We start from the raw sequence: 26,524 nt of genomic DNA, 5'->3' as shown, positions 1-26,524 counted from the left end.
TTATCCCTAGCGGCTCGAGGGCGGGGGAGGTCCCCCCTCCTCGGTCATGCGGGAAGCCTCGAGGTCCTCGGGGTTTGGGGTGGGCGCGGAGGCCTTGGCCGCCTCGTACCCCCGCAAGAGCCGCAGGAGGAGGTACAAGAGCAAAGCCGCCGCCACCACGCCCACGGCGTACGGCCACACGGGAGCACCACCTCCCGCCGGCACCTCCGGCAGGGATAGGGGCGGGGCGGGAGCCTTGAAGACCTCCTCCTCCAGCTTCCCCACCCGCTCGGCAAGCCCCTTCACGGCCTCTTCCTGGGCGCTCACCCGGGCCTCCAGGGCCGCCACCTTAGCCTTCAGCCCCTGATAGGCGGCGTACACCGCATACCCTCCCCAGGCCAAAAGCCCCGCGAGGAGGAGCGCTAGGAGATACCAAAACCACTTTCGCACGCTTCACCTCCTTCCCAGGCGGCCTTTCCTGGAAGCCTGCCCGGTTTCCTATTGTATCATGACGGCCAGTATGGCGGACAACGCCCGGCTCATCCTGGACGAGCTCTTGGCGGAGCTTGAAGAGCGGCGCAAAAAGGTGCTTCTGGGCGGGGGAAGGGAGCGCATAGAAAAACAGCACCAGCAGGGCAAGCTCACCGCGAGGGAGCGCCTAGACTACCTCCTGGACCCGGGGAGTTTCGTGGAGCTCATGCCCTTCGCCGAGCACCTGGAAACCGGGCTCATGGAGGGGACAGAAGCCCCCGCGGACGGGGTGGTGACGGGCTACGGCACCATTGGGGGCCGCCTGGTCTTCGTCTTCAGCCAGGACTTCACCGTGCTGGGCGGCTCCCTGGGCAAGATGCACGGCCGCAAGATCGCAAGCCTCATGGACCTCGCGGCCAAGGTGGGGGCCCCCATCGTCGGCCTGAACGACTCCGCCGGGGCCCGGATCCAAGAGGGGGTGGACAGCCTCTCGGGCTACGGGGAGGTCTTCTACCGGAACGCCATCTACTCCGGGGTCGTCCCCCAGATCTCCGCCATCCTGGGACCTTGCGCCGGGGGCGCCGTCTACAGCCCCGCCATGACCGACTTCGTCCTCATGAGCCGGGGCACGAGCTACATGTTCATCACCGGCCCCGAGGTGATCAAGAGCGTCACCAAGGAGGAGGTGACCTTTGAGGAGCTCGGGGGGGCCGACGTCCACATGGAGAAAAGCGGGGTGGCCCACCTGGAGGGGAAGGACGACAAAGAGGTCCTGGACCTCATCAAGAAGCTCCTCTCCTACCTGCCCCAAAACAGCCGGGAAAAGCCCCCCGTCCTCACCCCCACGGACGACCCCTTCCGCCCCACCCCGGAGCTTCTGGAGATCGTCCACCCCGACGCCCGCCGCCCCTACAACATGCACCAGGTGATCCGCACCCTCCTGGACGACGGGGAGTTCCTGGAGATCCAGCCCCGCTTCGCCCGGAACATCATCGTGGGCCTGGGGCGGCTTGGGGGGTACCCCGTGGGGGTCATCGCCAACAACCCCCGCTTCATGGCCGGGGCGTTGGACATCAACGCCTCGGACAAGGCGGCCCGCTTCATCCGCACCATGGACGCCTTCAACATCCCCCTCCTCACCCTGGTGGACGTGACGGGCTTCCTGCCCGGTGTGGCCCAGGAGCACGGGGGGATCATCCGCCACGGGGCCAAGATGCTCTTCGCCTACGCCGAGGCCACGGTGCCCAAGATCACCCTCATCGCCCGCAAGGCCTACGGGGGGGCCTACCTCGCCATGAACTCCAAGGACATGGGGGCGGACGTGGTCCTGGCCTGGCCCACGGCGGCGGTGGCGGTGATGGGGGCGGAGGGGGCGGCGAACATCATCTACCGCAGGGAGATCCAGTCCTCCCCTAACCCCGAGGAGACCCGGAGGAGGAAGATTGAGGAGTACCGCCGGGCCTTTGACAACCCCTGGGTGGCGGCGGGGCGGGGCTACATTGACGACGTCATTGACCCCACCCACACCCGGCGCGTCCTCTACGGGCACCTAAGGATGCTCTGGGAGAAGCAGGAGGAGAGGCCCAGGAAGAAGCACGACAACATCCCCCTGTAGGCACCTTCCCCCGTAGGACCAAAGTCTTAGGACTTTGGTCTGTTTCCCTTTTGGATGGGCCTGGATAGCCTCTAGGCAAGGAGGTGAAGCAGACCTATCTGGCGGAACTCAGCGCTAGCGACCCCGGTGGGGTCTCCGAGCCCGTGAGCCTCACCTGCGCGCCGGCGGAGGGAACGTACATCCCCATCGGGACCACCCAGACCGTGGTCTGTACCGCCACGGAAAGCGCCACCTACCGCGCCCCCGTAAGCTCGGCGCCCCCTCCTCCCAACGTGAGCCAAGCGAGCTTCACGGTCCACGTGACCCTGGATGTCCACCCCGCGGGCTTCCTGTCCCCCTTGCGCATGGCCCCGCCCTACAGCGCCCACAAGCGGGGCTCCACCGTGCCTCACAAGCTCTACCCACCCCGCTACGCCGACGGGACCCCGGCCACGGACCTGGCGGAAGGCCTTCGGTTGGTCCTCTACCCCTTGGGCGCCTGCGATGCCGAACCCGCTTCCGACATTAGCGGCAACGACTACCCCAGCGGCTCCACCACTTGGCGCTACGACCCCAAAAGCGGCCAGTACATCTTCAACCTCAAAACCCAAAGCGCCTGGAACCTGGGTTGCTACCGCGCGGAGGTCAGCTACGCCGGGATCCTCCTGGCCAAGACCCACTTCAACCTGACCCGTTAGGGCTCCTTTAGGTTAAACTGGGGCCAGGCCATGATCCGGGTCTGGCTCCAGTTTCCCTCGCTCGCCTTGAAGGAGGCCGTGGCCGAGGCCTTAAAGGCGGAGGGCCTCGAGGCCGCCCCCCACCCCTTGGGTGCCCAGGTGGCCCTGGTCCTGGTGGAACGGGAGGTGCCCCCTCCCCCACCCCTCCCCTCCCTGGCCCTCCTTCGGGAAAACGACCAAGCCCCCCAGACCCTCAAGCGGGGGTACCGGGGCTACCTCTACCCGGACCAAGGCCTCGATGTACTGGTGAAGGCGCTGAAGGCCGTGGCCCAGGGGGAGGTCTGGGCCGAGCGCCGCAAGGTGGCCGAGGCCCTGGAGGAACCTCCTCCTCATCTCACCCTCCGGGAGAAAGAGGTGGCCGCCTTGGCCGCCTTGGGCCTCAGCAACAAGGAGATCGCCAAGGAGCTCGGCATCTCCGAGAAAACCGTCAAGGCCCACCTCACCCTCGTCTTCCAAAAGCTCGGAATAAAGCGCCGCTCGGAGCTCACCCACGTGCGCTTCCTTTCCTAGGGTTTGGGGCTTACGCCCTTGGACCTAGGCCTTTCTTTTCATAAGGCCTAAGTCCAAAGTCGCTTGAGCCCACGCGGGCCCGGGGCCCACCCTTAAGGGGAAACCTGGTGCCCAAGGACTCCGGGGCCTACACCTTAAGCGAGGTGCCCCCGCCTCCCGGGTGGTGGCCCGCAGGCAGGTGGCTCCCCACCACCCCCACCTCTGGCGAGGTGACCGTGGGCTCCTCCGATGTCCACGGCCCGGACTTCGGCAACGTCTGCCTGGGCCCGGGCGGGGGGAGGACCCTGGGCTTCTGGAGCAACAAGAACGGCCAGAACACCATGAACGGCCTAGGGATGGACGCGATCCTGGCCGAGCTCAGGGCCCTCAACCTGGTGGACGCCTCCGGGAACCCCTTTGACCCCATGGGCTACAGCGGGTTCCGCTCCTGGCTCCTCGGGGCGAACGCCACCAACATGGCCTACATGCTCTCCGCCCAGATGGCGGCCATGTACCTGAACGTGCGGGCGGGCTTCGTGAGCGGGAGCGCCCTCATCTACGCCCCGGGGACGCAAAGCGCGAACCCCGCGGGCTTCGCCACGGTGAGCGCCCTCCTGGAAGAGGCCAACGCCGAGCTTGGCCTCCACCCCACCGCCTACAGCGGCGATCCCTGGCGGAGCTACCAGGAGGCCCTCAAAGACGCCTTTGACCAGGCCAACAACAACCGGACCTTCGTCCAGCCCGGCCCCGAGGCCTGCCCCTTTGACTCCCCCTACTGAGGCCACCGGGCCTAACCCCCCGCCCTTGGGGCGGGGGGTTTGCTACCCTTTTAGGCGTGGACCTCGAGACCTTCCGCACGGAGCTTGCCGCCTGCCGCCTCTGCCCCAGGCTCGTGGCCTGGCGGGAGGAGGTGGTGGGGAGGAAGCGGGCCTTCCGGGGCGAGCCCTACTGGGCCAAACCGGTTCCGGGCTTCGGCGATCCCGAGGCCAAGATCCTCCTCTTCGGCCTCGCCCCCGGGGCCCACGGGTCCAACCGCACGGGCCGCCCCTTCACCGGGGACGCCTCCGGGGCCTTCCTCTACCCCTTGCTCCATGAGGCGGGCCTCGCCAGCAAGCCGGAAAGCCTTCCCGGGGACGACCTCAGGCTCCACGGGGTCTACCTCACCGCGGCGGTGCGCTGCGCCCCGCCTGAGAACAAGCCCACCCCCGAGGAGCTCCGCGCCTGCGCCCGCTGGACGGCGCTGGAGCTCGGCCTCCTCCCCGAGGTGCGGGTCTACCTGGCCCTGGGGAGGGTGGCCCTCGAGGTCCTCCTCGCCCACTTCGGCCTGAGGAAGAGCGCCTACCCCTTCCGCCACGGGGCCCACTACCCTCTCCCCGGGGGAAGGCACCTCCTCGCAAGCTACCACGTCTCCCGGCAGAACACCCAGACGGGAAGGCTCACCCGGGAGATGTTCCTGGAGGTCCTCAAAGAGGCTAAGCGCCTCGCCGGGCTTTGAGCCAGGAGAGGAGGTCCTCGTAGTCCAAAGTGTTGAGCACCCGCTCGGGGCCGATCCAGGCCCTTTGCGCCGTGCCCACAGCGAGCTCCATGAAGCGGAGGTGGTCGGTCTGGTGGGCGTCGGTGGAGAGGCTTACCCAAAGCCCCATGCCGTAGGCCATCCGGGCGAGGTCGTCGGGGAGGTCCATGCGGTCGTAGTAGCCGTCAATCTCCACCGCCACGCCCTTTTCCTTGGCCTTCCGGAAGACCGCCTCCCAGTCGGCCTCAATGGGGGCGCGGCGGCCCAAAAGCCTCGCCGTGGGGTGGGCGAGGACGTGGACGAAGGGGTTCTCCAGGGCCTTGAGGAGGCGCCTGGTCTGGTCGGCCTTGGGGAGGTTGAAGCGGGAGTGGACGGAGACCAAAACCAGGTCCAGCTCCCTTAAGACCCAGTCCGGGTAGTCCAGGGTGCCGTCGGGGTGGATGTCCACCTCGGCCCCGGCGAGGAGGTAGGGGGGGCCATGGGTCTCGTTGAAGCGGCGGATCTCCTCCACGCGCTTCAAGGCCTCCTCGGGGGAAGGCCCCCCCGCCACCCGCACCGCCGGGGAGTGGTCGGTCACGGCGAGGTAGCGGTAGCCCATGGTCTTGGCCGCTTCCCAGAGCTCCTCCAAGGTGTTCTGGCCGTCGGAGTAGGTGGAGTGGACCTGGAGGTCCCCCTTGACCTGGGGAAGCTCCAGGAGCTTGGGAAGCCTGCCCTCCAGGGCGGCCTCCACCTCCCCCTGGTCCTCCCGGAGGGGGGGCGGGATCCAGGGGAGGCCCAAGGCGGCGTAGACCTCCTCCTCCGTCTCCCCGGCGATCCTTTTCTCCCCTCGGAAGACCCCGTACTCGGAAAGCTTCAGGCCCTTCTCCTGGGCGAGGGCGCGAAGGCGGATGGAGTGGGCCTTGCTCCCCGTGAGGTACTGGAGGCCCGCCCCGTAGCTTTCCAAGGGGACCACCCTGAGGTCCACCTGGAGGCCGTTTTTCAGGAAGACCGTGGCCCGTTCCCTGCCCTTGGCGTAGACCTCCTTCACCTGCGGCAGGGCCACGAAGCCCTCCACCACCCGGGCGGGCTCGAGGCTCGCCGCCAGGTAGTCCAAATCGCCCACGGTGTCCTTGTAACGCCGGGCCGAGCCGCAAAGCTCGGCTCCCTGCACCCCCGGTAGGGCGCGGAGGGCCTCGAGGAGGTTTCTGGCCAGGGAAAGCACCGCCCCCAAGGGCCGCCGCTTCCCCGCGGCCTGGGCCAAGGCCAAGCCCTCCCGGATGCGCTCCGCCTTCTTGGGGCCAAAGCCCTTGAGCTTTAGGAGGTCGCCCCGCTCCAGGGCTTCTTTGAGCTTTTCCAGGGAGTCTATCCCGAGCGCATCGTAAAGCTGCCGGGCGGTCTTGGGGCCCACCCCGGGCACCTCCATGACCTGGAGGACGCCCCGCGGCACCTTTCTCGCCAGTTCCCCGTGCTTGGCGATTTTCCCCGTATTCAAAAACTCCAAAATCTTCTCCGCGAGATCAGGCCCGATACCGGGAAGCTCCAGGAGGGCTTCCTTGCCCCTTTTGGCGACCTCCTCAATGGGGGTGTCCAGGTCATAGAGGGTGCGGGCCGCCTGGTGGTAGGCCCGGACCCGGAAGGGGTTATCCCCCAAGAACTCGCTCATAAGCCCGATCTCCTCAAAGAGGCGGGCAAGCTCCTGGTTTCGCATGCCCTCACTATACGGGTATACTGAGGCCCCATGCCCAGGCCGGACCGGTTCCGCAAACGGGTGGTGGCCCTCCTTAAGGAGGCGGGGCGGCCCCTGCACTACACCGAGGTGGGCCGGCGCCTGAAGGAGGAAGGCTTTTGGCAGGCGGTGCGGGAGCCGGAGAAGATCGCCAAGGTAAGGCTTTCCGCCTTGGCCCGGTGGGAGCGAAGCCCGGTGGTGGCCCTGGGAGGCGGGCTTTACGCCCTCAGGGAAGAAGCCGGTACGAACCCAGAACCTTGAGGTAGTTGGCCCGCTCCAAGGCGGCGGGCTCCGCCACCTTCTGGTAGCTCATCACCCCCCGCATCTCCGCCACGCTGGCGTATTCCTTCTCCTCCATGAAGGCCTTTAGCTCGGCCAACACCGTGCGGAAGTGGCCCGGGCCCCGCTCCAGGATGGCCGAGGTCATCATCACCACCTGGGCACCGGCCAGGAGGCCCTTCACCGCCTCCTTGCCCGTGTGGACACCCCCGGTTAAGGCCAGCTCCAGCCCCACCCGGCCATAGAGGAGGGCGATCCAGTGGATGCGCAGAAGCGCCTCGTAGGGCCGGGACAGGGAGAGGGTGGGGACAACGGACAGGGTTTCCAGGTCAAAATCCGGTTGGTAGAAGCGGTTAAAGAGGACGAGCGCCTTGGCCACCGCCCCCAGGCCCGTGGCCTTGGAGGCCTGCCCCCCGGTGTTGGAGTAGACCTCCGTGTCCAAGACTAAAACCTTCACGTTCGCCCCCGAGGCCAGGACGTGGTCCAGGCCCCCGTAGCCGATGTCATAGGCCCAGCCATCCCCGCCCACAATCCAGACCGAGTGGGGGATGAGGGCGTCCGCCACCGCCAGGAGGTCCCGGGCCTTAGGGTCATCCAGCCCGCTAAGCCGCTCCCGCAAGAGGGCCACATCCCTTCGCCGCTCCGTCACGCCCTCCAGCCCCACCTCGGCAAGAAGCCGCGCCAAGAGGTCTTCCCCGAGCACCTCACGGAACTCCGGCAGGAGCTTTTTGGCGTGCTCCGCCTTTTTGTCCAGGGCCAGGCGCATGCCCAGGCCGAACTCAGCGTTGTCCTCAAAGAGGGAGTTGGCCCAGGCGGGGCCCCGGCCTTCCTTGTTCTTGCTCCAGGGGGTGGTGGGGAGGTTGCCCCCGTAGATGGAGCTGCACCCCGTGGCGTTGGCCACGATGAGGCGGTCGCCAAAGAGCTGGGAAAGGAGTCTAAGGTAGGGGGTTTCCCCGCACCCGGCGCAGGCCCCGGGGAACTCAAACAGGGGCTCCAGGAGCTGCACGTCCTTGACCGCGTGGAGCTTGAGGCCGGCACGTGGGGTTTCCGGTAGGGACAGGAAGAAGTTCCAGTGCCGGTTCATGGCCTCCCGGACCTCGAGGCGGGGCACCAGGTGCGGGTGATGAGGTAGATGGCGATGACCTCGGAGAGGCGGTAGGCGACCCGGGCCACCGCCTCGTTCCCGTCCACGGTAATGGGACGCATAGGCTTCACCTCGCCTCCACCTTAGCCCCCAAAAGGGGTGAGGAATGTCCCAGGGCCGCGAAGGTAAGATGGAAACATGGCCGCTTGGGTGCGCTACCTTGTAACCCTGGTCCTTCTCCTTCTGGCCCTGGTCCTGCCCGACCACCGCCCCTTCCTCCTCCTCCTGGCGGGCCTAGCCCTCCTCCTCAGCCGGCCCCGCGCCTGCCCCCGGGCTTGACGGGAAGCCCCAGGGGGAAAAGACTTGGGGGCGTGGACGCTTTTAAGGAACAGCTAGAGAAGCTCGCCGAGCTGGCCATCCGCGTGGGCCTAAACCTGGAAAGGGGCCAAGAGGTCATCGCCACCGCCCCCATTGAGGCTTTGGACTTCGTCCGCCTCCTGGCGGAAAAGGCCTACCGGGAAGGGGCAAGCCTCTTCACCGTGATCTATGGGGACAACGCCCTCTCCCGCAAGCGCCTCTCCTTGACCCCGGAAGAGGGCTTGGATAAGGCTCCCGCCTGGCTCTACGAGGGGATGGCCAAGGCCTTCCGGGAAGGGGCGGCCAGGCTTGCCGTCTCCGGCAACGACCCCAAGGCCCTAGAAGGCCTTCCCCCCGAGCGGATTGGTAAGGCGCAGCAGGCCAACGCCCGGGCCTACAAGCCCGCCTTGGAGGCCATCACCGAGTTCGTCACCAACTGGACCATCGTCCCCTTCGCCCACCCGGGCTGGGCCCAGGCGGTCTTCCCGGGGCTTCCCGAGAAGGAGGCGGTAGGGCGGCTTTGGCAGGCCATCTTCCAGGCCACCCGGGTGGACCAAGAAGACCCCATCGCCGCCTGGGAGGCCCACAACCGCTTCCTGCACGAGAAGGTGGCCTACCTGAACGCCCGCCGCTTCCACGCCCTCCACTTCCGGGGCCCCGGCACAGACCTGGTGGTGGGCCTCGCCGAGGGGCACCTGTGGCAAGGTGGGGCCACGCCCACGAAGAAGGGGCGGCTTTGCAACCCCAACCTGCCCACGGAGGAGGTCTTCACCGCCCCCCACCGGGGGCGGGTGGAAGGGGTGGTGCGGGCCTCGAGGCCCCTAGCCCTCGGGGGCACCTTGGTGGAGGGCATCTGGGCCCGGTTTGAGGGGGGCGTGGCCGTGGAGGTGGGGGCAGAAAAGGGAGAAGAGGTCCTAAGGAAGGTCCTCGCCACGGACGAGGGGGCGAGGCGCCTTGGGGAGGTGGCCCTGGTCTCCGCCGACAACCCCATCGCCAAGACGGGCCTGGTCTTCTTTGATACCCTCTTTGACGAGAACGCCGCAAGCCACATCGCCTTCGGCCAGGCCTACCAGGAAAACCTGGAGGGCCGCCCTTCCGGGGAGGAGTTCCGGAGGCGGGGCGGGAACGAGAGCCTGATCCACATTGACTGGATGATCGGCTCGGAGGAGGTGGACGTGGATGGCCTCCTCGAGGACGGCACCCGCACACCCCTCATGCGGCGGGGGGTCTGGGTGGTGTAGGTCCGAAGGGCTTTCCCACCCCGCCACAGCGGCGGGGTATGTTCTTTTTTTTCACGATAAAATCCGCTTGTGCTTTCCCTCTCCCCTCAGACCGCGGCCAAGGCCTCGCGGAAAAGTGCCTCCAGGTCCCCGGCGTCCTCCAGGCCCACGGAAACCCGGACGAGGCCTGGGGTAACCCCGGCCTCGAGGCGGGCCTCCTCCTTCAGGCGGCTATGGGTGGTGGTCCAGGGGTGGACGAGAAGGGTGCGGGCGTCCCCCACATTGGGCGCCTTGAGGAGGCGGATGGTCCTAAGGAAGCGGCTTGCCGCCTCGAGGCTTCCCAGGTCCAAGGTGAAGATCCCGCCCCCGGCGGCCAAGTACTTCCTGGCGTGGGGGTAGGCGGGGTCGTCGGGAAGCCAAGGGTAGCGGAGGGCCTTCACCTTGGGGTGGCCCCGCAAGGCTTCCGCAAGCCTGAGGGCGGTCTCGCTCATGCGCCTCACCCTGAGGGCCACGGTCTCCAGGCCTTGGAAGAGGAGGTAGGCGTTAAAGGGGGAAAGGGCCATGCCCGCCAGGGAGAGCCCCAGGGTGCGCACCCTTTCTGGGAAGCACCGGGGCCCCAGGGCCTCCCAGGGGACCTGCCCCTTGAGGTCGGGCTCCAGGAACTGGGGAAAGCGCCCCCATAGCTCCGTTTCCCGGGAAAGCGCCGCCCCGCCCAAAACCGAGCCATGGCCCGAGGCCCACTTGGTGAGGCTTTGCACCACGGCGTGCGCCCCCCACCGGAGGGGCTTAGCGAGCGCCCCGGCAGCGCCAAAGGTGTTGTCCACCACCAGGGCCACGCCCCTCTCCTCCGCCAAGGTGGCCAGGGCCTCGAGGTCCGGCACCAAAAGGGCGGGGTTGGCCACGATCTCCACGAAGACCAAGCGGGTCCTTTCCGTAAGAGCCTCCCGCACCGCCTCCGGGGCGGGATCCACATAGCGCACCCGCACACCCCATGGGGCCAAGACCTGGTTAAAAAGCCCAATCGTCTGGCCGAAAAGCCCCTTGGCCGCCACCACCTCGTCCCCGGGGCGCAAAAGGGCGAGCAGAGCAGCGAAGGTGGCCGCCTGGCCCGTGGCCAGGGCCACGGCGTCCAGGGCCTCTTCCAGGGCCTTTAGCCGCTCCTCCAGGGCCCGGGTGGTGGGGTCCTTCTGCCGGGCGTAGACGTACCCTTCCCCCGTGGCGAAGCGCTCCTGCCCCTCTTCCAGCGTCTTGAAGCCATAGGCCGCCACGGCGTAGATGGGAAGGCCCACCGCCCCAAAGGGGTCCTCTGGTAAGCCGGCAAGCACCGCCAGGGTCTCGTACTCCACGGACTCCTCCTAGCGCACCAAGAGCACGGGACAAGGGGCCTCGGCCACCACCTTCTGGCTTTGGCTCCCCAAGAAGAGGCTTCCCAGGGCCCCAAGCCCCCGGGTACCCATGACGATGAGGTCCGCCTTTTCCCCCAAGGCCGCCTGGAGGATGGCGGAGGCGGGCTCCCCTTCCAGAAGCAAGGCATCCGCTCGCGACACCCCAGTGAGGGCCACCGCCTCGGCCAAGACCTTTTCCGCCCGCTCCAGGCGGCGCTTGAGCGCCTCCTCAAAGAAGGGCTCCCCCAGGTAGTCGGGCACGGGCTCGTAGGCGTGGACCACGACAAGCCTTGCCCCGTGGGCCTCCGCCTCGGCTTTGGCCACCCTTGCCGCCCGCTTGGCGTGCTCCGAGCCGTCGTAGGCCAGGAGAATGGTCCTGAACATGCCTTAAGCTTACCCCACTAGGCCTGGGCCCGCCCCGCTGGGAGCTCCACCTTGCGCCCGCAGCGGCAGGTGTCCCCCTCTATGCGAAAGACCGTCCCGTCCGCCTTGGGGTAAAGCCATAGCGCCCCGCAGTCGGGGCAGCGCACCTCCGCCACCAGGGCGCGGATCTCCTCGGGGGAGAAGCGGTAGACCTCGCCGCACCAGTGGCAAACCACCTCCGCGCCCCCGTCTTGGACGATCATCTCCTCCCGCTCCTCGGGGGTGAAGAAGACCAAAGCCTCCAAGGCCTTTTCCCGGTTGCAGCGGCAGCGGAAGCGGGCGGGGATCTCGTTCGCCCCGTAGCCCAAGGCCCTGAGGTCGGTGCGGGCGAAGCCGAGGCCGGCCAAGAGGTCCTCCAAAGCCCCCTCCAAGCCCTTTTCCCTGAGCAGGGGGGTGATGCCGGGAATGCCCTTAAGGTTGGCCTCGAGGCGGCTCAGCACCTCCTCGGAGGCCCCGGGCATCACCTGCACCGCCACCCCTCCAGCCACCTCCACCTCCCCTTCCCCCTTGACCCGAACGCCCAGGAGGATGGCGGAAGGCACCTGCTCGGACTGCCAGAGGTAGTGGGCCAGGTCCTCGGCGATCTCCCCGGAAACCAGGGGCACGGTGCTGGTGTAAACCTCCCCACTGGGCAGGCTCCGGTCCACCCGCAAGACCCCAGCCCCGATAAGCTCGCCCACGTTGAGCTTGCCGTCTTCCCGCAAGGGCACCTCCGCCCTGGGGTTTTGCACATACCCCCGCACGTTCCCCAAGGCGTCCGCCTCCACCACCAGGCCCCCCAAGGGCCCCGTGCCCTCCATGCGCAAGGTGATGCGCTCCTTGGGGGTCTTGAGGAGGAGCTGGGCCAAAAGGAGAGCCCCGGTCATGGCCCGGCCCAAGGCGGCGGTGGCCGTGGGGGAAAGGCCGTGGCGGCGCCGGGCTTCCTCCACGATATCCCCCGTTTCCGCCGCCACCACCCTAAGGTTTCCCTCCCCCGCTAGGCCCCGAAGGATCCTTCCCATACCCCGCCATTATGCCACGAAGCCTATAATCCTCCCTATGGGCCTTGTCCTCTACGATACGCTCAGGCGAAAGAAGGTGCCCTTTGAACCGGCCACGCCCGGGCACGTGGGCATCTACGTGTGCGGCCCCACCGTCTACTCCGACCCCCACCTGGGCCACGCCCGGGGTCCGGTGGTCTACGACGTCCTCCGGCGCTACCTCCTCCATCAGGGCTACAAGGTGCGCTTCGTCTCCAACATCACCGACGTGGGCCACCTCACCGACGACGCCGACCAGGGGGAGGACAAGATCGCCAAGCGGGCCAAGCTGGAGCAACTAGAACCCATGGAGGTGGCGGAAAAGTACATGTGGAGCTACTTTGACGCCATCCAGGCCCTGAACGTCCTCCGCCCCTCCATCGCCCCCAGGGCGAGCGGCCACATCCCGGAGCAGATTGAGCTCACCGAGCGGCTTCTAAACCTGGGGTACGCCTACGAGCGGAACGGAAGCGTCTACTTCCGCGTGCGGGCCTTCCCCGAGTACGGGAAGCTTTCGGGTAAGCGCCTGGAGGAGCTACGGGCCGGGGCCCGGGTGGAGGTGCGGGAGGAAAAGGAAGACCCCCTGGACTTCGCCCTTTGGAAGCGGGCAGAGCCCGGGCACCTCATGCGCTGGAAGAGCCCCTGGGGGGAAGGCTACCCAGGGTGGCACATTGAGTGCACCGCCATGAGCCTCAAGTACCTGGGGGAAGGGTTCGACATCCACGCGGGGGGGATTGACCTGCAGTTCCCCCACCACGAGTGCGAGATCGCCCAGGCGGAGGCGGCGGGCTACCGCTTCGCCCGGCACTGGATGCACCACAACCACGTCCTCCTGGAGGGGGAGAAGATGGCCAAGAGCACGGGGAACCTGATCCTCCTCCACGACCTCCTGCAGGCCCACGAACCCATGGCCCTCCGCTTCTACCTCCTCCAGACCCACTACCGAAGCCCCATGGACTTCACCTGGGAGGGGCTGGAAAGCGCCAAGCGGGGCTACGCCCGCCTCCTCCAGGCCTACCGGGAGGTGCGCCAAAGGCGGAAGGGTGCTCAAAGCGGCACCACCCCCGAGCTGGAACGGGCCCTAGACGCCCTGGAAAAGGCCTTCTTCGCCGCTTTGGAGGACGACCTCTCCACCCCCGAGGCCCTGGCCGCCTTCTTCACCTTCCTGCCCGAGCTCAACCGCCTCCTACCCGAGGCCAAGGGGGATAGCCTGGCCCGGGCCGAGGCCCTCTTGCACACCTTGGGGGAGGGCATCCTGGGCCTCTTCCCCCCACGGGTCTTGGAGGACAAGCTTTCCGGGCCCCTTCTGGAAGGCCTCATCGCCCTCCTTCTGGAGCTCCGGGAAGAGGCCAGGAGGGCCAAGGACTTCGCCAAAAGCGACCGCATCCGCGAGCGGTTAAAGGACCTTGGGGTCATCGTGGAGGACACCAAGGAAGGCCCCAAATGGCGGCTGGAGCTAACCTAAAAAGCCCCCGGGGTACCCCGGGGGCCAAACGCTTGGGAGGCTAGCGGGGGATGGGGTAGCCCCCGGCCTCGAGGACCGCCTCCGCCACCTTCCGCCGCAGGGCCACCAGGTCCACCGGGTCCCGCTTGGTGAGGCGGCGGGCGGCGGAGTAGACCACCCGAGCCTCGTCCCCTTCCACCAGCCGGGGCAAGACGGCCAGGGCCCCCGCCTGGGCCCGGTCCAGGGCCTGGGCCAGGTAGAGGGCCGTCATGGCCTCGGCGATGCCCCCGAGCCGCCTGGCCCTGAGCAGGGCGCTTTCGGCGGCGTAGGCGTCAATCAGGATGTCCGCCACCGCCCCCAGGACCTCCTGCTCCTCCTCCACCTTCTGCCCGTACTTCTGGGCGGCCAGGCCCGCCACCATCAGGGCCAGCTTCTTGAGGTTCGTCACCTGGTGCAGGGCCAGGTCCTCGGGCTCCTCAAAGCTGGGCTCCAGAAGCTCCTTCTGGAGCCGCATGGCCGCCTGGAAGAGGGGTAGCTGCCCCTTTAGCGCCCGCCGGAGGAGCATGCCCGGGATCAGGAGGCGGTTGATCTCGTTGGTTCCCTCAAAGATGCGGTTGATGCGGGCGTCGCGGTAAGCCCGCTCAATGGGGTATTCCTGGGAGTACCCGTAGCCCCCGTGGATCTGGACCCCCTCGTCCACCACGTAGTCCAAAACCTCGGAGCCCAGCACCTTGATGATGCTGGCCTCCACGGCGTACTCCTCAATCCCAGCCATCACCGCCTCGGCCCCCTTCTTGCCCAAAAGGGCCTCGTCAATGAGGCCTACGGTGCGGTAGACGGCGCTTTCCGCGGCGTAGATGCGGCTCGCCATCTCCCCCAGCTTCTGCTGGATGAGGCCGAAGCTCCCGATGGGGCGGCCAAACTGCTCCCGGGCCTTGGCGTACTTGGCGGAAAGCTCCAACGCCCGCTTGGCCCCGCCCACGGCCCCCGCCCCCAGCTTGTAGCGGCCCACGTTGAGGACGTTGAAGGCGATCTTGTGCCCCTTGCCGATTTCGCCCAGGACGTTTTCCACGGGCACCTTCACGTCCTCCAGGATCACCTGGCGGGTGCTGGAGGCCTTAATGCCCATCTTCTTCTCCTCCGGGCCGAAGGAAAGGCCCGGGGTGTCCCGCTCCACCAAGAAGGCGGTGAAGTGCTCCCCGTCCACCTTGGCAAAAACGGTGAAGAGCTGGGCGAAGCCGGCATTGGAAATCCACTGCTTGACGCCATTTAGGATGTAGTACTTGCCGTCCTCGCTCAAGGTGGCCCGGGTCTTTGCGGCCAAAGCATCTGAGCCGGAGCCTGGCTCGGTGAGGCAGTAAGCGGCGATCCACTCCCCGCTGGCCAGCTTGGGGAGGTACTTTCGCTTTTGCTCCTCCGTGCCGAAGTAGACCAGGGGCAGGGTGCCGATGGAGGTGTGGGCCCCGTAGGTAACGGAAAAGCCCCCGCTTCCGGAAAGCTCCTCCGCCACCACCGTGGAAATGACCTTGGGGAGGTCCAAGCCCCCGTACTCCTCAGGCACGTCTATGGCCAAAAGGCCCAGCTCCCCCGCCTTGCGCATGAGGGGAACGTTCAGTTCCAGCTCCCCGTGCTCCATGCGCTCCAGCAAGGGGAGCACCTCCTTCTCCACGAAGGTGCGGGTGGTGCGGGCGATCTCCTTGACGCTCTCGTCAAAGTCCTCCGGGGTGTAGACCCGCTCGGGAACCTCCAAGAGCCAGCCGCCTCCCTTTTGCCAGAGCTTCTTTTCCTCGGTCATGGCTTCCTCCTATGCGGGATAGACTTCAAACACGCCGGCGGCCCCCATGCCGCCGCCAATGCACATGGTGACAAGGCCGTAGCCCCCCCCACGACGGGAAAGCTCGCTGATGAGCTGGGCCGTGAGCTTGGCCCCCGTGGCCCCCAAGGGGTGGCCCAAGGCGATGGCCCCGCCATTCACGTTGGTCTTCTCCTCCGGCATGCCCAGGGTGCGCATCACCGCCAGAACCTGGGCGGCGAAGGCCTCGTTGAACTCTATGAGGTCAATCTGGTCCAGGGTGAGGCCTGCCCGCGCCAGGGCCTTGGGTACCGCCTTCACCGGACCGATGCCCATGACGTCGGGCTCCACCCCCGCCACGGCGAAGCTGACAAAACGGGCGAGGGGCTTTAGGCCCAAGGCCTCCGCCTTTTCCCGGCTCATGACGACCACCGCCGCTGCCCCGTCGGAGTAAGGGCTGGCGTTCCCCGCGGTCACCGTGCCCCCCTTCTTGAAGGCGGGGCGGAGTTTGGCCAGGGCCTCGAGGCTGGTGTCCGGGCGCACCGTCTCGTCCCGGTCAAACACCCTCTCCTCCACCAGCTTCCTCGTCCCCTGGTAGCGCACCTTGGGCACCCGGATGGGCACCACCTCGGTGAAGCGGCCCTCAGCCCAAGCCTGCGCCGCCTTCTGGTGGCTCCGGTACGCCCACTGGTCCTGGTCTTCCCGGCTGATGCCGAACCGCTCCGCCACCCGCTCGGCGGTGAAGCCCATGCCGATATAGGTGGAGTAGGTTTCTGGGCTCCACTCCGTGGGGGTGAGGTCGGGGTGAAGCCGGGTGTGGAAGCCGGACATGGGCACCTGGCTCATCATCTCCACCCCGCCCGCCAGCACCGCATCGGCCATGCCGGTCATCACCGCTTGGGCGGCCATGGCGATGGTCTGCAAGCCCGAGGAGCAAAAGCGGTTAATGGTGGCCCCCGCCACCTCCACGGGGAAGCCCGCCCTCAGGAGGGCCAAGCGGGCGATGTTCAGCCCCTGGGCCGCCTCGGGCATGGCGCACCCCCAAAGGACGTCCTCCACCTCCTTGGGGTCAAGGCCGACCCGCTCCACGGCGTGCCGCATCACCTGGGCCGAGAGGTCCACGGGGTGGAGCTCGGCCAAGGCCCCGTCCTTCTTGCCCCGGGCCACGGGGCTACGCACCGCGCTGACGATCACCGCTTCCTGCATGGTCCCACCTCTAGTTCCTCAGGGGCTTGCCCGTCTTTAGGGTGTAGGCAATGCGCTCTTGGGTCTTGCGGGTGCCGAGGAGCTTCAAGAAGGCTTCCCGCTCCAGGTCCAAAAGGTCCCACTCGGAAACCTCCCGCGCCGGCCCCTCCCCGCCGGAAAGCACATGGGCGATTTCCAGGCCGATGCGCATGTCGTGGTCCGAGATCTCCCCCGCCTCGCGGAAAGCCCACACGGCGTAGCGGAGGTTGCCCAAGGCCTCGCTGCCCAAGACCCGGACCTGGGGGGGCAAAGGCGGGCGGTAGTCGGGGGCGAGTTCCAGAACGCGCCGCTTGGCGTCGGCGATGAGGAAGTCCCGGTTCATGCTGATCCGGTCCCGGTCGCGGAGGAAGCCCATCTTCTTGGCCTCGAGGGCGCTCGTAGAGGTCTTGGCCAAGGCGATGAGGTTGAAGGCCCGCCTCACCCCCTCAAAGGGGTCCGCCTCCTCGTAGGGCAAGAGTTCCTGGGTGAACCGGAGGAGCATCTCCTTGGTGCCCCCCCCGGCGGGCAGAAGCCCCACCCCCGCCTCCACCAAGCCCATGTAGAGCTCGGCGTGGGCCTGCACCGCATCCGCATGCAGGGTGAACTCCGCCCCACCGCCCAGGGTGAGGCCAAAGGGTGCCACCACCACGGGGAAGGGGCTGTAGCGCAAGGACATGGAGGCCTTCTGGAACTGCCGCACCGCCAAGGAAAGCTCGTCCCAGTCCCCTTCCTGGGCCAGGGAAAGGATCAGGGCCAGGTTGGCCCCGGCGGAGAAGGCCCGGGGGTCCTCGTTGCCGATGACGAGACCCACGTAGCCCTTCTCCTCCACGTACTCCAGGCTCTTCTGGAGCATGCGGATGACCCCTTCCCCGATGGCGTTCATCTTGGTGCGGAACTCCAGAAGGGCCACCCCGTCCCCCAGGTCCAGAAGGGCCGCCTCCTTGCTCTCCAAAAGCGTCTTCCCCTCCGCCTTCAGGGCCTTGAGGGAGATGACCCCTTCCCGCTTGGGCAAGGGGTGGTACGCCCCGTCAAAGCCCAAGTAGGTCCCATTCCGGTAAAAGCTCTCCTCCGCCCGCTGCAAAAGCCGAGGCTCACCCAAACCGTGCTCCGCCAGCAAGGCCTTAACCCGCTGGTGGCCCACGGCGTCCATGTTCTTGAAAGGCCCCGCTTCCCAGCCAAAGCCCCACTGCAAGGCTTGGTCCACGGAAACCAGGTCGTAGGCGATCTCCTCCGCCTTTTCCAAGGTGTAGTGGGCGGTGCGGGCAAAGAGCTCGCGCAAAAAGGCCCCGTACTTGCCCGGCAGGTCCAGGGCCCCGCGCAGCCTTTCCGCCAGGGGAAGCTCCCGCAACGCCCTTAGCTCGGGCAGGTCCACCTTGGCCCGGGGCACGTACTCCATGGTCCGGTAGTCCAGGGTGAGGATCTCCCCGTTCACCCGCTTGTAGAACCCTTGGCCCGACTTCTCCCCAAGCCGCCCCTCCTCCACAAGGCGCAAGACCCAATCGGGAAGGGCGAAGTCCTCCCCGGTGGCCTGTGCCAGCTCCTCCGTCACCAGCTTGAGCACGTCCAGGCCCGTGAGGTCGGCGGTGCGGAAGGTGGCGGAGTTGGGCCGGCCCAAAAGGGGCCCGGTGAGGGCGTCCACCTCGTCAATGGTGAGGCCGTGCTTTTCCATGAGGCGCACCGCCTGGACCATCCCGTACACCCCCAAACGGTTGGCGATGAAACCGGGTCGGTCCTTGGCCAAGACGGTGCCCTTGCCCAAGATGCGCTCGCCGAAGCGGCGGATCTCCGCCAGAACCTCAGGGGCGGTTTCCGGCGTGGGGATGAGCTCCAGGAGGTGGAGGTAGCGGGGGGGGTTGAAGAAGTGGGTGCCCAAAAAGCGGCGCCGGAAGGCTTCCGAGCGCCCTTGCAGGAGAATCGCCATGGGGATGCCGCTGGTGTTGGAGCTCACGATGGCGCTGGGCTTGAGGATGGCCTCCAGCTTTTCGTAAAGCGCCCGCTTGGGCTCGGGCTTTTCTATGATGACCTCCACCACCCAGTCGCAGTCTTTGAGCTTGTCCAGGTGGTCCTCGGTGTTGCCGATTTCCACATAGCGGGCAAGCTCGGGGTCCATGAAGGCCGCGGGCTTGGCCTTTAGGGCCCGCTCCAGTCCCCGCTTGGCGAACTCGTTGCGGTCCTCCTTGCCGGGGATGTCCAGAAGGACCACCGGGATCCCGGCGCTGGCCACCAGGGCGGCGATCCCACTGCCCATGGTCCCTGCGCCCACCACGCCCACCTTCTTGATCATGGCCACCTCCTTATACTGAGTCAAAGTTTACGCCAAGGAGGCGATCCCTGTCAAAGGGGACGTCCTATCGGTCGGCGAACAGGTAAAGCACCTCCAGCAGGGCCTCGGGGTAGTCCCGGGGCCTTAGGCCCTTCTTCTCCAGGCGGAAGCCAGGGGGGTACTGGCTGAGCTCCAGGCGGAACGGAAGCGCCTTGAGCCCCCGCGCGTCGTAGTCTAAGGGCCAGTGCCCAAAAATCGCCTGGAGATGGGTGAGGTCCTCCGTGAGGGAGACCACCCCCTTTCGCTCCGCCACCAGGCGGAGCCGAGCGAGGTTCACGAAGTTCTCCGCCTCCTCCGGCAAGGGCCCGTAGCGCTCTTTAAGTTCCCGCACCAGCCGGGAAAGCTCCGCCAAGCTCCTGGCCTCGGCGAAGCGGCCGTAGTAGCGGCTCCTGGCCTCGAGGCTCCCCACGTACTCCGCGGGCAGACGGGCGGAAAGGGCGAGGTCCAGGGTGACGTGGGGCCTTTCCTCCTGGGCCTCCCCTTTGAGCTTGCGGATGGCCTCCTCCAAGAGCTCGGTGTAGACCTCCAGGGAAAGGGCCCGGATGTGCCCGTGCTGCTCGGGGCCCAGAAGGTTTCCCACCCCCCGGATCTCCATGTCCTTTTCCGCCAGGAGGTGGCCCGAGCCCAGGTCCGAGAGGTCGGCGATGGCGGCGAGGCGCTTCTCCGCCGCCTCCGTGAGCCGGGGCGGGTGGAAGAGGTAGGCGTAAGCCTCCTGGTCCCGGCGGCCCACCCGGCCCCGGAGCTGGTAAAGCGTGGCCAAGCCGAGCCGGTCCGCCCGCTCAATCAGGATGGTGTTGGCCTCGGGGACGTCCAGCCCTGACTCAATGATGGTGGTGGCCAGCAGGACGTCGTAAGCTCCTTCGGCGAAGAGGAGCATGGTTTCTTCTATGAGCCCCTCCGGCATCTGGCCGTGGACCACGCCGATGCGGGCCTCAGGAACAAGGTTTTCCAGGTAGCGCCGCCTGGCCTCTATGGAGGCCACCCGGTCGTGGACGTAAAAGACCTTCCCCCCCCGCTCCAGCTCAAAGAGGATGGCCTCCCGCACGAGAAGGGGGTCAAAGGGGGCGAGGAAGGTCTTGATGGGCTTGCGCCCCGGGGGTGGGGTCTTGATGCTGGAAAGGTCCTTTAGGCCCACCAGGGCGCTATAAAGGGTGCGGGGAATGGGCGTGGCGGAAAGGTAGAGGGTGTCCACCTCCGCCTTGAGCTCCCGGATCCTTTCCTTCTGGGCCACGCCGAAGCGGTGCTCCTCGTCCACGATGAGGAGGCCCAGGTCCTTGAAGCGCACATCGGGCTGGAGAAGGCGGTGGGTGCCGATGACGATGTCCACCGTACCCTCCGCCAGGCCCTTAAGGATTTCCGCTTCCTCCTTCTCCGGGGTGAAGCGGGAGAGGACCGCCACCCGCACGGGAAGCCCATGGTAGCGCTCGCGGAAGGTCTTGCCGTGCTGCTCGGCGAGCAGGGTGGTGGGCACCAAAAAGGCCACCTGGGCCCCGTGCCCCACCACCCGGTGGGCGGCCCTCAGGGCCACCTCCGTCTTGCCGAAGCCCACGTCCCCCGAAACCAGGCGGTCCATGGGATGGGGGCTTTCCAAGTCTTTGAGCACCTCCTCCAGGGCCTGGTTTTGGTCGGGGGTGAGGGCGTAAGGGAAGCCCGCCTCCACCAGGGGGTCCCAGTCGGGCAGGGGGGGAAAGGCCCGCCCGGGCGTGGCCTTGCGCTTGGCCTGGAGCACGAGGAGCCGCCCTGCTAGCTCCTCCACATCCTTCCTGGCCTTCTCCTTGGCCCGCTGCCACTCGTTCTTGCCCAGGGAGGAAAGCTCTGGCGGGTCGTCGGTGGTGCCGGGGTGGCGCTTGAGCAAGGGAAGCTGTTCCACGGGAAGGTAAAGCCGCCCTTCCCCTTTGTAGCGCAGGACCAGGTAGTCCCGCCTCGCCCCCAAAACCTCCCGGGTTTCCAGGCCCAGGAACTGGCCGATGCCGTGCTCGGGGTGGATGAGGTAGTCCCCCGGGGCAAGGGCCCCCGGGTCGCTCAGGCCTTCCCCTTTGCGAAGCCGGGCCCGCACACCCCCGGTGGCGAAGACCAAGGCCTCGGTGAGGAAGACCACCTCTCCCCACTCCGCCCCCCCTTCAAAAGCCCCCGTGAGGAGGGTCAAGCGCCCCCTGGGACCGGGGAAGCGTTCCCGCACCACGGGGCCGAAATCCGCAAACCGCCGCCTGAGGTAGTCCAGGGTGCGGCCATGGCCCACGAAGAGGTGAACGCGTTTTCCCTCCTCAAGCCAGCGCTTAAGGTCCTTCTCCAAGGCCTTTAGGCTTCCCCGGTAAGGGGGTAGGGGCCGCGCCCCCAGGTCCAAAGGGGGTAGCTCCACCCCGCCACCCAAGGCCACCAAGGGCCGACCCGCCAGGAGGGGCCAGAGGGCCTTGGGGGCCAGGGCGGGGGTGTCCAGGTAGACGGGGCCGGGGAAGTGGCGGATCTTATGGCTCTGGAAGCCTTCCGCCTTTCCCGGTTTGGGGAGTAGAACGTGCCGGCGCCGCTCTTCCCCCGCCACCTGTAGCCGCTCTAGCTCGTCCCCAAAGAACTCCAGCCGCACCTCCCCAAGCTCCAAAACCTCCCCAAGGACCCGGTAGTCCTCGTCCCGGGCGTAGCCCAGCCGGAGGAGCCGGGAGAGGAGGGCTTCCCGGGGGTAGCTTCGGCCCACCTCCAAGACCAGGCGCCAGGCAGTGGGGTCTTCGGGGAAGGGGGCCAGGGCCTCCTCGTAGGAAAAGACGAAAAGGGCCTTTTCCTCCAGGGCCTCGAGGCCCGGGTTCACGTAAACCGGAACCCCAAAGGCGGAAAGGTCCCGGTAACGCTTGAGGCGCTCTTCCGGAGCCAAGAGGACCGCAGGGGGCGTTTCCTGGGCGAAAAGCCAAGCGGCCACCACCTGGGACACGCTCACGCGGTGGCCGTAAAGGGCGTTCAAAACCACGTCCATGGGTGGGCCCCAAGGGCCACCCGTCATTCTACCGAATAGGCGTGCACGGCCAAAGCCCCAAGGCCCACGTTGGCGGCAATGGTGGCCCCCGAGCGGGTGATGCGGCCCCGCTCCAGGCGCAAGGCGCTTTCCAAGCCTTTCTTTAGCCCCTCAATCCACTCGCTCCTGGCGTCGGTGTGGGCGATGGTGATGCGGGCGGCGCGCCCTTTGAACTCCTCCAGCACAAGCCGGGCCAAGGCCTCGGGCACGGCGTTTTCCCTCGCCACCCTCAAGAAGCGGATATGCCCCTTTTCAATGCGCAAAATAGGCCTAAGGCCCAAAAGGTTCCCCACCACCTCGCCAAAGCGGGGCAAGCGGCCGTTCCTGGCCAGGTGGGATAGGTCGGCCACGCTGAAGTAAAGGCTGGAGCGCTTAAGCCTTTCCAGCTCCCGCACCACCTCCTCTTCCTCCGCCCCGCTCTTTAGCATCTCCACCGCCCGAAGCACCATGGCCCCAAGCCCAGCGGACACCATGCCCGAGTCCACCACCCGGATGCGGGTGGGAGCCACCTTCAAGGCCGCCTCACGGGCCCGGTCCACGGTCTTGGAAAGCTCCCCGGAGACATGGATGGAAAGGAGGCGGTCGTAGACTTGGAGGTGGCGCTCGTACACCTCGGCGAAATCCTCCACCCCAGGGGGCTCGGTCACAGGCTCAGCCCCTGCCCGCATGGCTTGGTAAAGGGCGTCGGGCGTGAGCTCTTGCCAGTCTTTGTACCTTCGTCCCGCCAAGTGGACGTAGATGGGCACAAGGCCCACCGCTTCCTCCTGCAGGACCTTGGGCGAGAGATCCGCCGCCGTGTCGGTCACGAGGCCCAGTTCCACGCCCTTCATCTTATACCGGGTCAAAGGACAGTGGACTATAATGGCGCCTCAGGTTGCGCCATGCTCCTGGTCACCGGTTTTGAACCCTTCGGCGGTCTAGGGCACAACCCCTCCGCCGCTTTGCTTCCCCTCCTACCCCCAAGCGTGGGGGATAGGCCCGTGCGCACCGCCGTTTTGCCCGTGGACACCGGGGCGCTCCCGGAAGCCCTCCGGTCCCTTCACGCCCTAAACCCCCAAGGCGTCTTGCACCTGGGCTTGGCGGAAAACCGCCCCCTCATCACCTTGGAACGCCTGGCGGTGAACCTCCTGGACTTTGAGCGGCCGGACAACCGGGGCGCCTTAAAGTTGGACGAGGAGGTGGTGCCAAATGGCCCCCTGGCCCTTCCCGCCCGCTTTCCCGTCAAGGAAGGTCTGCGGCGGCTCCAGGAAGCGGGCATCCCCGCCCGGGCGAGCCTCTCCGCGGGAAGCTACCTGTGCAACCAGGCGTTATACCTCTCCTTGTTCCACCTGCCCACTTCCGTGCCCGTCCTTTTCGTTCACCTGCCCCCCGACGAAACCTTGGCTCAACGAAAGGGAGGCCCCTACATGCCCCTTTCCGAGCAGGCTCGGGCGGTCCGCCTTCTTTTGGAGATGCTGTGAGGGTGTTCTTTGTGTCCAACGGCCCCACCGAGGACGCCATCGGCGCCCACATCGCCCAAGGATTGGGTCTTCCGGCCTATGCCCTTCCCTTGGTGGGCCGCGGCAAGGCCTATGAGGGGGTGGCTCAGGAGGTCTTGGGGCCACGCCGGGAAATGCCCTCCGGCGGCTTTCTTTTTGGAAGTCTGCGCAACTTCCTGGCGGACCTGCGGGCGGGGTTCTTGTCCATGACCCTCCACCAGTGGCGGGAGGCGCGGGGGTTCCTCCCCGATGCGGTGGTGGTGGTGGGGGACGCCTACGCCCTGAGCGTGGGCCTCTGGTCGGCTAAAGGCAGGCCCACCTTTCACGTCAACCCCTTGGTGTCCGCCCATTACCTGGAGAACGCCTCGCCCCTGGAAATCCTGCTGGACTGGGGGGGAAGCGACTTTACGCCGTACGAGCGGTGGCTCCACCGGCGGGTCCAGGCGGTGTTTGTTCGGGACAAGCCGAGCCAAGACCGCCTGCGGACCCTGGGCGTGGCCCACGCCTACTGGTACGGAAGCTTCGCCATGGATTTGTTGCCCCCGCCCGAGCGGGACCTAAACCCCCTCCTGGGAAAAGAACCCCTTTTAGCCCTGATGCCGGGCACCCGGGGGGACGAAACCTTCAGCCTACCCCTCATGCTAGAAGCCAGCCAGCAGATCCCCTTGGTCCCGGTGGTGGCCTGGCCCAAAGAGTTCCAGGCCTTGCCCCCGCTTCCGGGCTGGTCCCAAGAAAGGGTGGAAGAGGGGGCCTTGCGCCTTTTCAAGGATGGCAAGACCGCCTGGGTCGTGCGAAACGCCTTCTCAGCCATCCTCCACCGAAGCCGCCTGGCCTTGGCCACGGCGGGCACAGCGAGCGAACAGGCGGCGGGCCTGGGCGTTCCCGTGGTGGCCTTTCCCACCCCTGGCCCCCAATACACCCGAGCCTTTGCCCGGAGGCAGAAGCGCCTTCTTGGGGAAGCGTTGCGCCTAACCGTGCCCGACCCGCACCGCATCGCCCAGGAAGCCGTTCGCCTGCTGCAAGACCCCGCCCTTTACACCCAAGCCAGCCTGGCGGGGCGAGAACGGATCGGGCCGCCGGGGGGCATCCTCGGGGCTACCCGCCACATCCGTCAAGCGTTGACCCAACTGGGGCTCTTTAATAAGGTAAGCTAAGCCGCGCATGCGCCTTTACCGCGTGGGCCTCTTCACCGATGTCTACTTTCCCAACCCCAACGGGGTGACCACGAGCGTTTACCTCCTCCTGCGGGAGCTTCGCCGCATGGGGCACGAGGCCTGGGTCATCGCCCCCAAGCACCCCGAGGCCCCGGCGCAGGAGGAAGGCGTGGTCCGGGTCCCCTCCGTGGCCTACCCTTTTTACGAGGGCCAGCAGATCGCCCTGCCCTCGGCCAAGTACCTGCCCACGGAGTTTGAGCTCATCCACACCCATACCCCCCTCACCCTGGGGGTCTGGGGGCTTCGCATCGCCCGCAACAAGGGCCTGCCCCACGTCTCCACCTTCCACACCCACTACGAGAAATACGCCCACTACGTGCCCGGCCTGGCCATCTTGGACAAGTACACGGGCATCGTCCCCCGCCTGGCCAAGGCCTTTTACAACCGGGTGGAGGTGGTCATCGCCCCCACGGAGCCGGTGAAGCGCCTGGCGGAAAGCTACGGCATAGAAAGGCCCATCCGCGTCATCCCCACGGGGATTGACACCCGGCTTTTGGAGGAAGCCCCCCTCCCCTCCCCTTCCCCTTGGCCCACGGGAAAGCGCCGCCTCATCACCGTGGGGCGGTTAGGCAAGGAGAAGTCCTTTGACGTGGTGTTGAAGGCGGCGGTGGAACTCAGCCGGGAAGCGGACGTCTTCCTCGTCCACATCGGCGAGGGGCCGGAGCTGCGCGCCCTCGAGGCCCTGGCCCACGAACTGGGCATAGCGGAACGGGTACGCTTTTTGGGCCCCGTACCCTACCACCGCATCGGCGGCTACTACCGCCTGGCGGAGCTTTTCCTCTTCGCCAGCGAAACGGAAACCCAAGGTCTGGTCGTCTGGGAGGCCCAGGCCATGGGGGTCCCGGTGGTGGCGGTGGGGGCGGAAGGGGTACTGGAGGGGGTGGAAGACGGCAAGACGGGGTACCTGGTCCCCCCGGGGGATTACCGGGCCCTGGCGGAGAAGGCCTTGGAGCTTTTGCGGGACGAGGCCAAACGGGAAGCCATGAGCCAACGGGCGCGCGCCTGGGCCATGGAACGCTCGGCGGAGCGCATCGCCGAGAGGATCGTGGCGGTGTACGACGAGGCGAGCGAGATCCTGCGGGCGGAGCCCCGGCGGCTCATCTTCCCCTTTCCCCGCCTTCCCCGAAGTAGCCTCGAGGATCGCCCAAGAGGTTTCTAAGCTGCCTCAGGAGAAACCTCCCCCACCCGCCCTTTAGCCGCCGGGCCGAGGTGAGGACCAAAGCCTCGGGGACGTAGCGCACCGGGCCAAGCCGGGCCAGTTTGTTCCCCAGAAGCACGTCCTCCCGGGCCTCCACCTCGGGAAACCCCCCCACCCGGAGGGCGGCCTCTTTCAGGACCATCAGGTTGGCCCCCGCCAGGTTGGGCCGGCCCAGGAGGGCCATGAGGTGGAGGAAGGCCCGGTAGCCCCACTCGGAAAAGGCGGCTTCCCAAGGGGAGACGCCATAAAAGCGCAAGGGGCCATAAAGGGCGAGGGCGCCCTCGGCGCGGCGGGAAAGGGCGGCAAGCCAGTGGGGCAAGGGCCTGGAGTCGGCGTCCGTCATGGCCACCCACTCCCCCCGGGCGGCGAGAAGCCCCGCCTGGCGGGCGTGGGCCACCCCCTTTTTTGCGCAGTAGACCACCCGCACCCCGTAGCGTTCCGCCACCTCCCGGGTGCGGTCGGTGGAGGCGTTGTCCACCACGATGACCTCAAAGGGGGGAAGCGTTTGGGCCAGCACCGCCTCCAAAGCCCCAGCCAGGTAGGCCTGCTCGTTGTGGGCGGGGATCACCACGCTGATGCGCACGGGTATACTCTA

25 protein-coding genes are annotated in these 26,524 nt (G+C 67.1%); 12 read left to right on the top strand and 13 right to left on the bottom strand.

Annotation, left to right across the window (positions count from 1 at the left end; all coding sequences use genetic code 11):
- Positions 1-6: 6 nt before the first annotated feature.
- A complete protein-coding gene (locus tag L0D17_RS03400; RefSeq protein ID WP_243093879.1) occupies positions 7-429 on the bottom strand; it encodes a hypothetical protein in 423 nt (140 codons plus the stop codon).
- Positions 430-499: 70 nt separating this feature from the next.
- On the opposite strand from L0D17_RS03400, the gene L0D17_RS03395 reads away from it, so the two are divergent.
- From L0D17_RS03395 to L0D17_RS03375, 5 genes are all read left to right on the top strand, one after another.
- On the top strand, positions 500-2,065 hold the full coding sequence (locus L0D17_RS03395; RefSeq protein WP_243093896.1) for an acyl-CoA carboxylase subunit beta: 1,566 nt from the start codon (positions 500-502) through the stop codon (positions 2,063-2,065).
- Positions 2,066-2,148: 83 nt separating this feature from the next.
- A complete protein-coding gene (locus L0D17_RS13775) occupies positions 2,149-2,742 on the top strand; it encodes a PxKF domain-containing protein (RefSeq protein ID WP_243093878.1) in 594 nt (197 codons plus the stop codon).
- Positions 2,743-2,772: 30 nt separating this feature from the next.
- The gene (locus L0D17_RS03385; RefSeq protein WP_243093877.1) at positions 2,773-3,291 is read left to right on the top strand and encodes a helix-turn-helix transcriptional regulator; all 519 of its coding nucleotides are present in this window, start codon (positions 2,773-2,775) and stop codon (positions 3,289-3,291) included.
- Between the two features lie 107 nt (positions 3,292-3,398).
- Complete coding sequence (locus tag L0D17_RS03380; RefSeq protein ID WP_243093876.1) at positions 3,399-4,049, top strand: hypothetical protein; 651 nt, start codon at positions 3,399-3,401, stop codon at positions 4,047-4,049.
- A gap of 56 nt (positions 4,050-4,105) precedes the next feature.
- Positions 4,106-4,765: a uracil-DNA glycosylase gene (locus L0D17_RS03375; protein WP_243093875.1), complete on the top strand. Its 660-nt coding sequence runs from the start codon at positions 4,106-4,108 to the stop codon at positions 4,763-4,765.
- Here L0D17_RS03375 and polX read toward each other — a convergent pair.
- Positions 4,743-6,470 (bottom strand): DNA polymerase/3'-5' exonuclease PolX, encoded by a 1,728-nt coding sequence (polX, locus tag L0D17_RS03370; protein ID WP_243093874.1) that lies wholly within the window; start codon positions 6,468-6,470, stop codon positions 4,743-4,745. The two genes, L0D17_RS03375 and polX, sit on opposite strands and share 23 nt — an antisense overlap.
- Positions 6,471-6,500: 30 nt before the next feature.
- Here polX and L0D17_RS03365 point away from each other — a divergent pair, with 30 nt between their 5' ends.
- Positions 6,501-6,749, top strand: coding sequence for a hypothetical protein (locus L0D17_RS03365; protein ID WP_039460004.1), 249 nt, complete (start codon positions 6,501-6,503; stop codon positions 6,747-6,749).
- Here the strand turns inward: L0D17_RS03365 and L0D17_RS03360 are convergent.
- Together L0D17_RS03360 and L0D17_RS13495 are read right to left on the bottom strand one after the other, a co-directional pair.
- Positions 6,715-7,851 carry a hypothetical protein gene (locus L0D17_RS03360; RefSeq protein ID WP_243093873.1) on the bottom strand — a complete coding sequence of 379 codons (1,137 nt, stop codon included), beginning with the start codon at positions 7,849-7,851 and terminating at the stop codon, positions 6,715-6,717. The two genes, L0D17_RS03365 and L0D17_RS03360, sit on opposite strands and share 35 nt — an antisense overlap.
- Complete coding sequence (locus tag L0D17_RS13495; protein ID WP_279231521.1) at positions 7,848-7,973, bottom strand: hypothetical protein; 126 nt, start codon at positions 7,971-7,973, stop codon at positions 7,848-7,850. The genes L0D17_RS03360 and L0D17_RS13495 overlap by 4 nt, the downstream gene beginning before the upstream one ends.
- Positions 7,974-8,049: 76 nt before the next feature.
- Here L0D17_RS13495 and L0D17_RS03355 point away from each other — a divergent pair, with 76 nt between their 5' ends.
- Together L0D17_RS03355 and L0D17_RS03350 are read left to right on the top strand one after the other, a co-directional pair.
- Positions 8,050-8,190: a hypothetical protein gene (locus L0D17_RS03355; RefSeq protein WP_200883401.1), complete on the top strand. Its 141-nt coding sequence runs from the start codon at positions 8,050-8,052 to the stop codon at positions 8,188-8,190.
- A gap of 32 nt (positions 8,191-8,222) precedes the next feature.
- Positions 8,223-9,449, top strand: coding sequence for an aminopeptidase (locus L0D17_RS03350; RefSeq protein ID WP_243093872.1), 1,227 nt, complete (start codon positions 8,223-8,225; stop codon positions 9,447-9,449).
- 86 nt (positions 9,450-9,535) lie between these two features.
- On the opposite strand, the gene L0D17_RS03345 is transcribed toward L0D17_RS03350, so the two are convergent.
- From L0D17_RS03345 to hslO, 3 genes are read right to left on the bottom strand one after another with little or no spacing between them, the layout of a single operon-like run.
- A complete protein-coding gene (locus L0D17_RS03345; RefSeq protein ID WP_243093871.1) occupies positions 9,536-10,774 on the bottom strand; it encodes an aminotransferase class I/II-fold pyridoxal phosphate-dependent enzyme in 1,239 nt (412 codons plus the stop codon).
- Positions 10,775-10,783: 9 nt separating this feature from the next.
- Positions 10,784-11,197 (bottom strand): universal stress protein, encoded by a 414-nt coding sequence (locus tag L0D17_RS03340; protein WP_039459994.1) that lies wholly within the window; start codon positions 11,195-11,197, stop codon positions 10,784-10,786.
- Positions 11,198-11,214: 17 nt separating this feature from the next.
- Positions 11,215-12,237, bottom strand: a complete 1,023-nt coding sequence (gene hslO / locus L0D17_RS03335; RefSeq protein ID WP_243093870.1) for an Hsp33 family molecular chaperone HslO — start codon at positions 12,235-12,237, stop codon at positions 11,215-11,217.
- A gap of 37 nt (positions 12,238-12,274) precedes the next feature.
- On the opposite strand from hslO, the gene cysS reads away from it, so the two are divergent.
- Positions 12,275-13,720, top strand: a complete 1,446-nt coding sequence (cysS, locus tag L0D17_RS03330; protein WP_243093869.1) for a cysteine--tRNA ligase — start codon at positions 12,275-12,277, stop codon at positions 13,718-13,720.
- A gap of 40 nt (positions 13,721-13,760) precedes the next feature.
- On the opposite strand, the gene L0D17_RS03325 is transcribed toward cysS, so the two are convergent.
- From L0D17_RS03325 to L0D17_RS03305, 5 genes are all read right to left on the bottom strand, one after another.
- Positions 13,761-15,494 (bottom strand): acyl-CoA dehydrogenase family protein, encoded by a 1,734-nt coding sequence (locus L0D17_RS03325; RefSeq protein ID WP_243093868.1) that lies wholly within the window; start codon positions 15,492-15,494, stop codon positions 13,761-13,763.
- Positions 15,495-15,503: 9 nt separating this feature from the next.
- Positions 15,504-16,697, bottom strand: a complete 1,194-nt coding sequence (locus L0D17_RS03320; protein ID WP_243093867.1) for a thiolase family protein — start codon at positions 16,695-16,697, stop codon at positions 15,504-15,506.
- Positions 16,698-16,707: 10 nt separating this feature from the next.
- The gene (locus L0D17_RS03315) at positions 16,708-18,999 is read right to left on the bottom strand and encodes a 3-hydroxyacyl-CoA dehydrogenase/enoyl-CoA hydratase family protein (protein WP_243093866.1); all 2,292 of its coding nucleotides are present in this window, start codon (positions 18,997-18,999) and stop codon (positions 16,708-16,710) included.
- Between the two features lie 64 nt (positions 19,000-19,063).
- Positions 19,064-22,000: a transcription-repair coupling factor gene (gene mfd / locus L0D17_RS03310; protein WP_243093865.1), complete on the bottom strand. Its 2,937-nt coding sequence runs from the start codon at positions 21,998-22,000 to the stop codon at positions 19,064-19,066.
- Between the two features lie 23 nt (positions 22,001-22,023).
- Positions 22,024-22,860: a DegV family protein gene (locus L0D17_RS03305; protein ID WP_243093864.1), complete on the bottom strand. Its 837-nt coding sequence runs from the start codon at positions 22,858-22,860 to the stop codon at positions 22,024-22,026.
- Between the two features lie 60 nt (positions 22,861-22,920).
- On the opposite strand from L0D17_RS03305, the gene L0D17_RS03300 reads away from it, so the two are divergent.
- From L0D17_RS03300 to L0D17_RS03290, 3 genes are read left to right on the top strand one after another with little or no spacing between them, the layout of a single operon-like run.
- A complete protein-coding gene (locus tag L0D17_RS03300; protein ID WP_243093863.1) occupies positions 22,921-23,499 on the top strand; it encodes a pyroglutamyl-peptidase I in 579 nt (192 codons plus the stop codon).
- A complete protein-coding gene (locus L0D17_RS03295; protein ID WP_243093862.1) occupies positions 23,496-24,671 on the top strand; it encodes a lipid-A-disaccharide synthase-related protein in 1,176 nt (391 codons plus the stop codon). Before L0D17_RS03300 ends, L0D17_RS03295 begins: the two co-directional genes overlap by 4 nt.
- 7 nt (positions 24,672-24,678) lie before the next feature.
- Positions 24,679-25,890 carry a glycosyltransferase family 4 protein gene (locus L0D17_RS03290; protein ID WP_243093861.1) on the top strand — a complete coding sequence of 404 codons (1,212 nt, stop codon included), beginning with the start codon at positions 24,679-24,681 and terminating at the stop codon, positions 25,888-25,890.
- Here L0D17_RS03290 and L0D17_RS03285 read toward each other — a convergent pair.
- Positions 25,829-26,512: a glycosyltransferase family 2 protein gene (locus L0D17_RS03285; RefSeq protein WP_243093860.1), complete on the bottom strand. Its 684-nt coding sequence runs from the start codon at positions 26,510-26,512 to the stop codon at positions 25,829-25,831. The two genes, L0D17_RS03290 and L0D17_RS03285, sit on opposite strands and share 62 nt — an antisense overlap.
- Between the last annotated feature and the right edge of the window lie 12 nt (positions 26,513-26,524).

It is taken from the genome of Thermus thalpophilus (assembly GCF_022760915.1).
GTDB lineage: Bacteria > Deinococcota > Deinococci > Deinococcales > Thermaceae > Thermus > Thermus thalpophilus.
The sequence above is the reverse complement of the archived record's forward strand: the minus strand, read 5'-3'. Positions and strand labels throughout refer to the sequence as shown.

Coding starts and splice junctions, on each gene's coding strand:
- L0D17_RS03365 (WP_039460004.1), top strand. CDS start 6,501: ATGCCCAGGCCGGACCGGTTCCGCAAACGGGTGGTGGCCCTCCTTAAG.
- L0D17_RS03355 (WP_200883401.1), top strand. CDS start 8,050: ATGGCCGCTTGGGTGCGCTACCTTGTAACCCTGGTCCTTCTCCTTCTG.
- L0D17_RS03385 (WP_243093877.1), top strand. CDS start 2,773: ATGATCCGGGTCTGGCTCCAGTTTCCCTCGCTCGCCTTGAAGGAGGCC.
- L0D17_RS03395 (WP_243093896.1), top strand. CDS start 500: ATGGCGGACAACGCCCGGCTCATCCTGGACGAGCTCTTGGCGGAGCTT.
- polX (WP_243093874.1), bottom strand. CDS start 6,470: ATGCGAAACCAGGAGCTTGCCCGCCTCTTTGAGGAGATCGGGCTTATG.
- L0D17_RS03290 (WP_243093861.1), top strand. CDS start 24,679: ATGCGCCTTTACCGCGTGGGCCTCTTCACCGATGTCTACTTTCCCAAC.
- L0D17_RS03320 (WP_243093867.1), bottom strand. CDS start 16,697: ATGCAGGAAGCGGTGATCGTCAGCGCGGTGCGTAGCCCCGTGGCCCGG.
- cysS (WP_243093869.1), top strand. CDS start 12,275: ATGGGCCTTGTCCTCTACGATACGCTCAGGCGAAAGAAGGTGCCCTTT.
- mfd (WP_243093865.1), bottom strand. CDS start 22,000: ATGGACGTGGTTTTGAACGCCCTTTACGGCCACCGCGTGAGCGTGTCC.
- L0D17_RS13495 (WP_279231521.1), bottom strand. CDS start 7,973: ATGCGTCCCATTACCGTGGACGGGAACGAGGCGGTGGCCCGGGTCGCC.
- L0D17_RS03315 (WP_243093866.1), bottom strand. CDS start 18,999: ATGATCAAGAAGGTGGGCGTGGTGGGCGCAGGGACCATGGGCAGTGGG.
- L0D17_RS03340 (WP_039459994.1), bottom strand. CDS start 11,197: ATGTTCAGGACCATTCTCCTGGCCTACGACGGCTCGGAGCACGCCAAG.
- hslO (WP_243093870.1), bottom strand. CDS start 12,237: ATGGGAAGGATCCTTCGGGGCCTAGCGGGGGAGGGAAACCTTAGGGTG.
- L0D17_RS03360 (WP_243093873.1), bottom strand. CDS start 7,851: ATGAACCGGCACTGGAACTTCTTCCTGTCCCTACCGGAAACCCCACGT.
- L0D17_RS03325 (WP_243093868.1), bottom strand. CDS start 15,494: ATGACCGAGGAAAAGAAGCTCTGGCAAAAGGGAGGCGGCTGGCTCTTG.
- L0D17_RS03300 (WP_243093863.1), top strand. CDS start 22,921: ATGCTCCTGGTCACCGGTTTTGAACCCTTCGGCGGTCTAGGGCACAAC.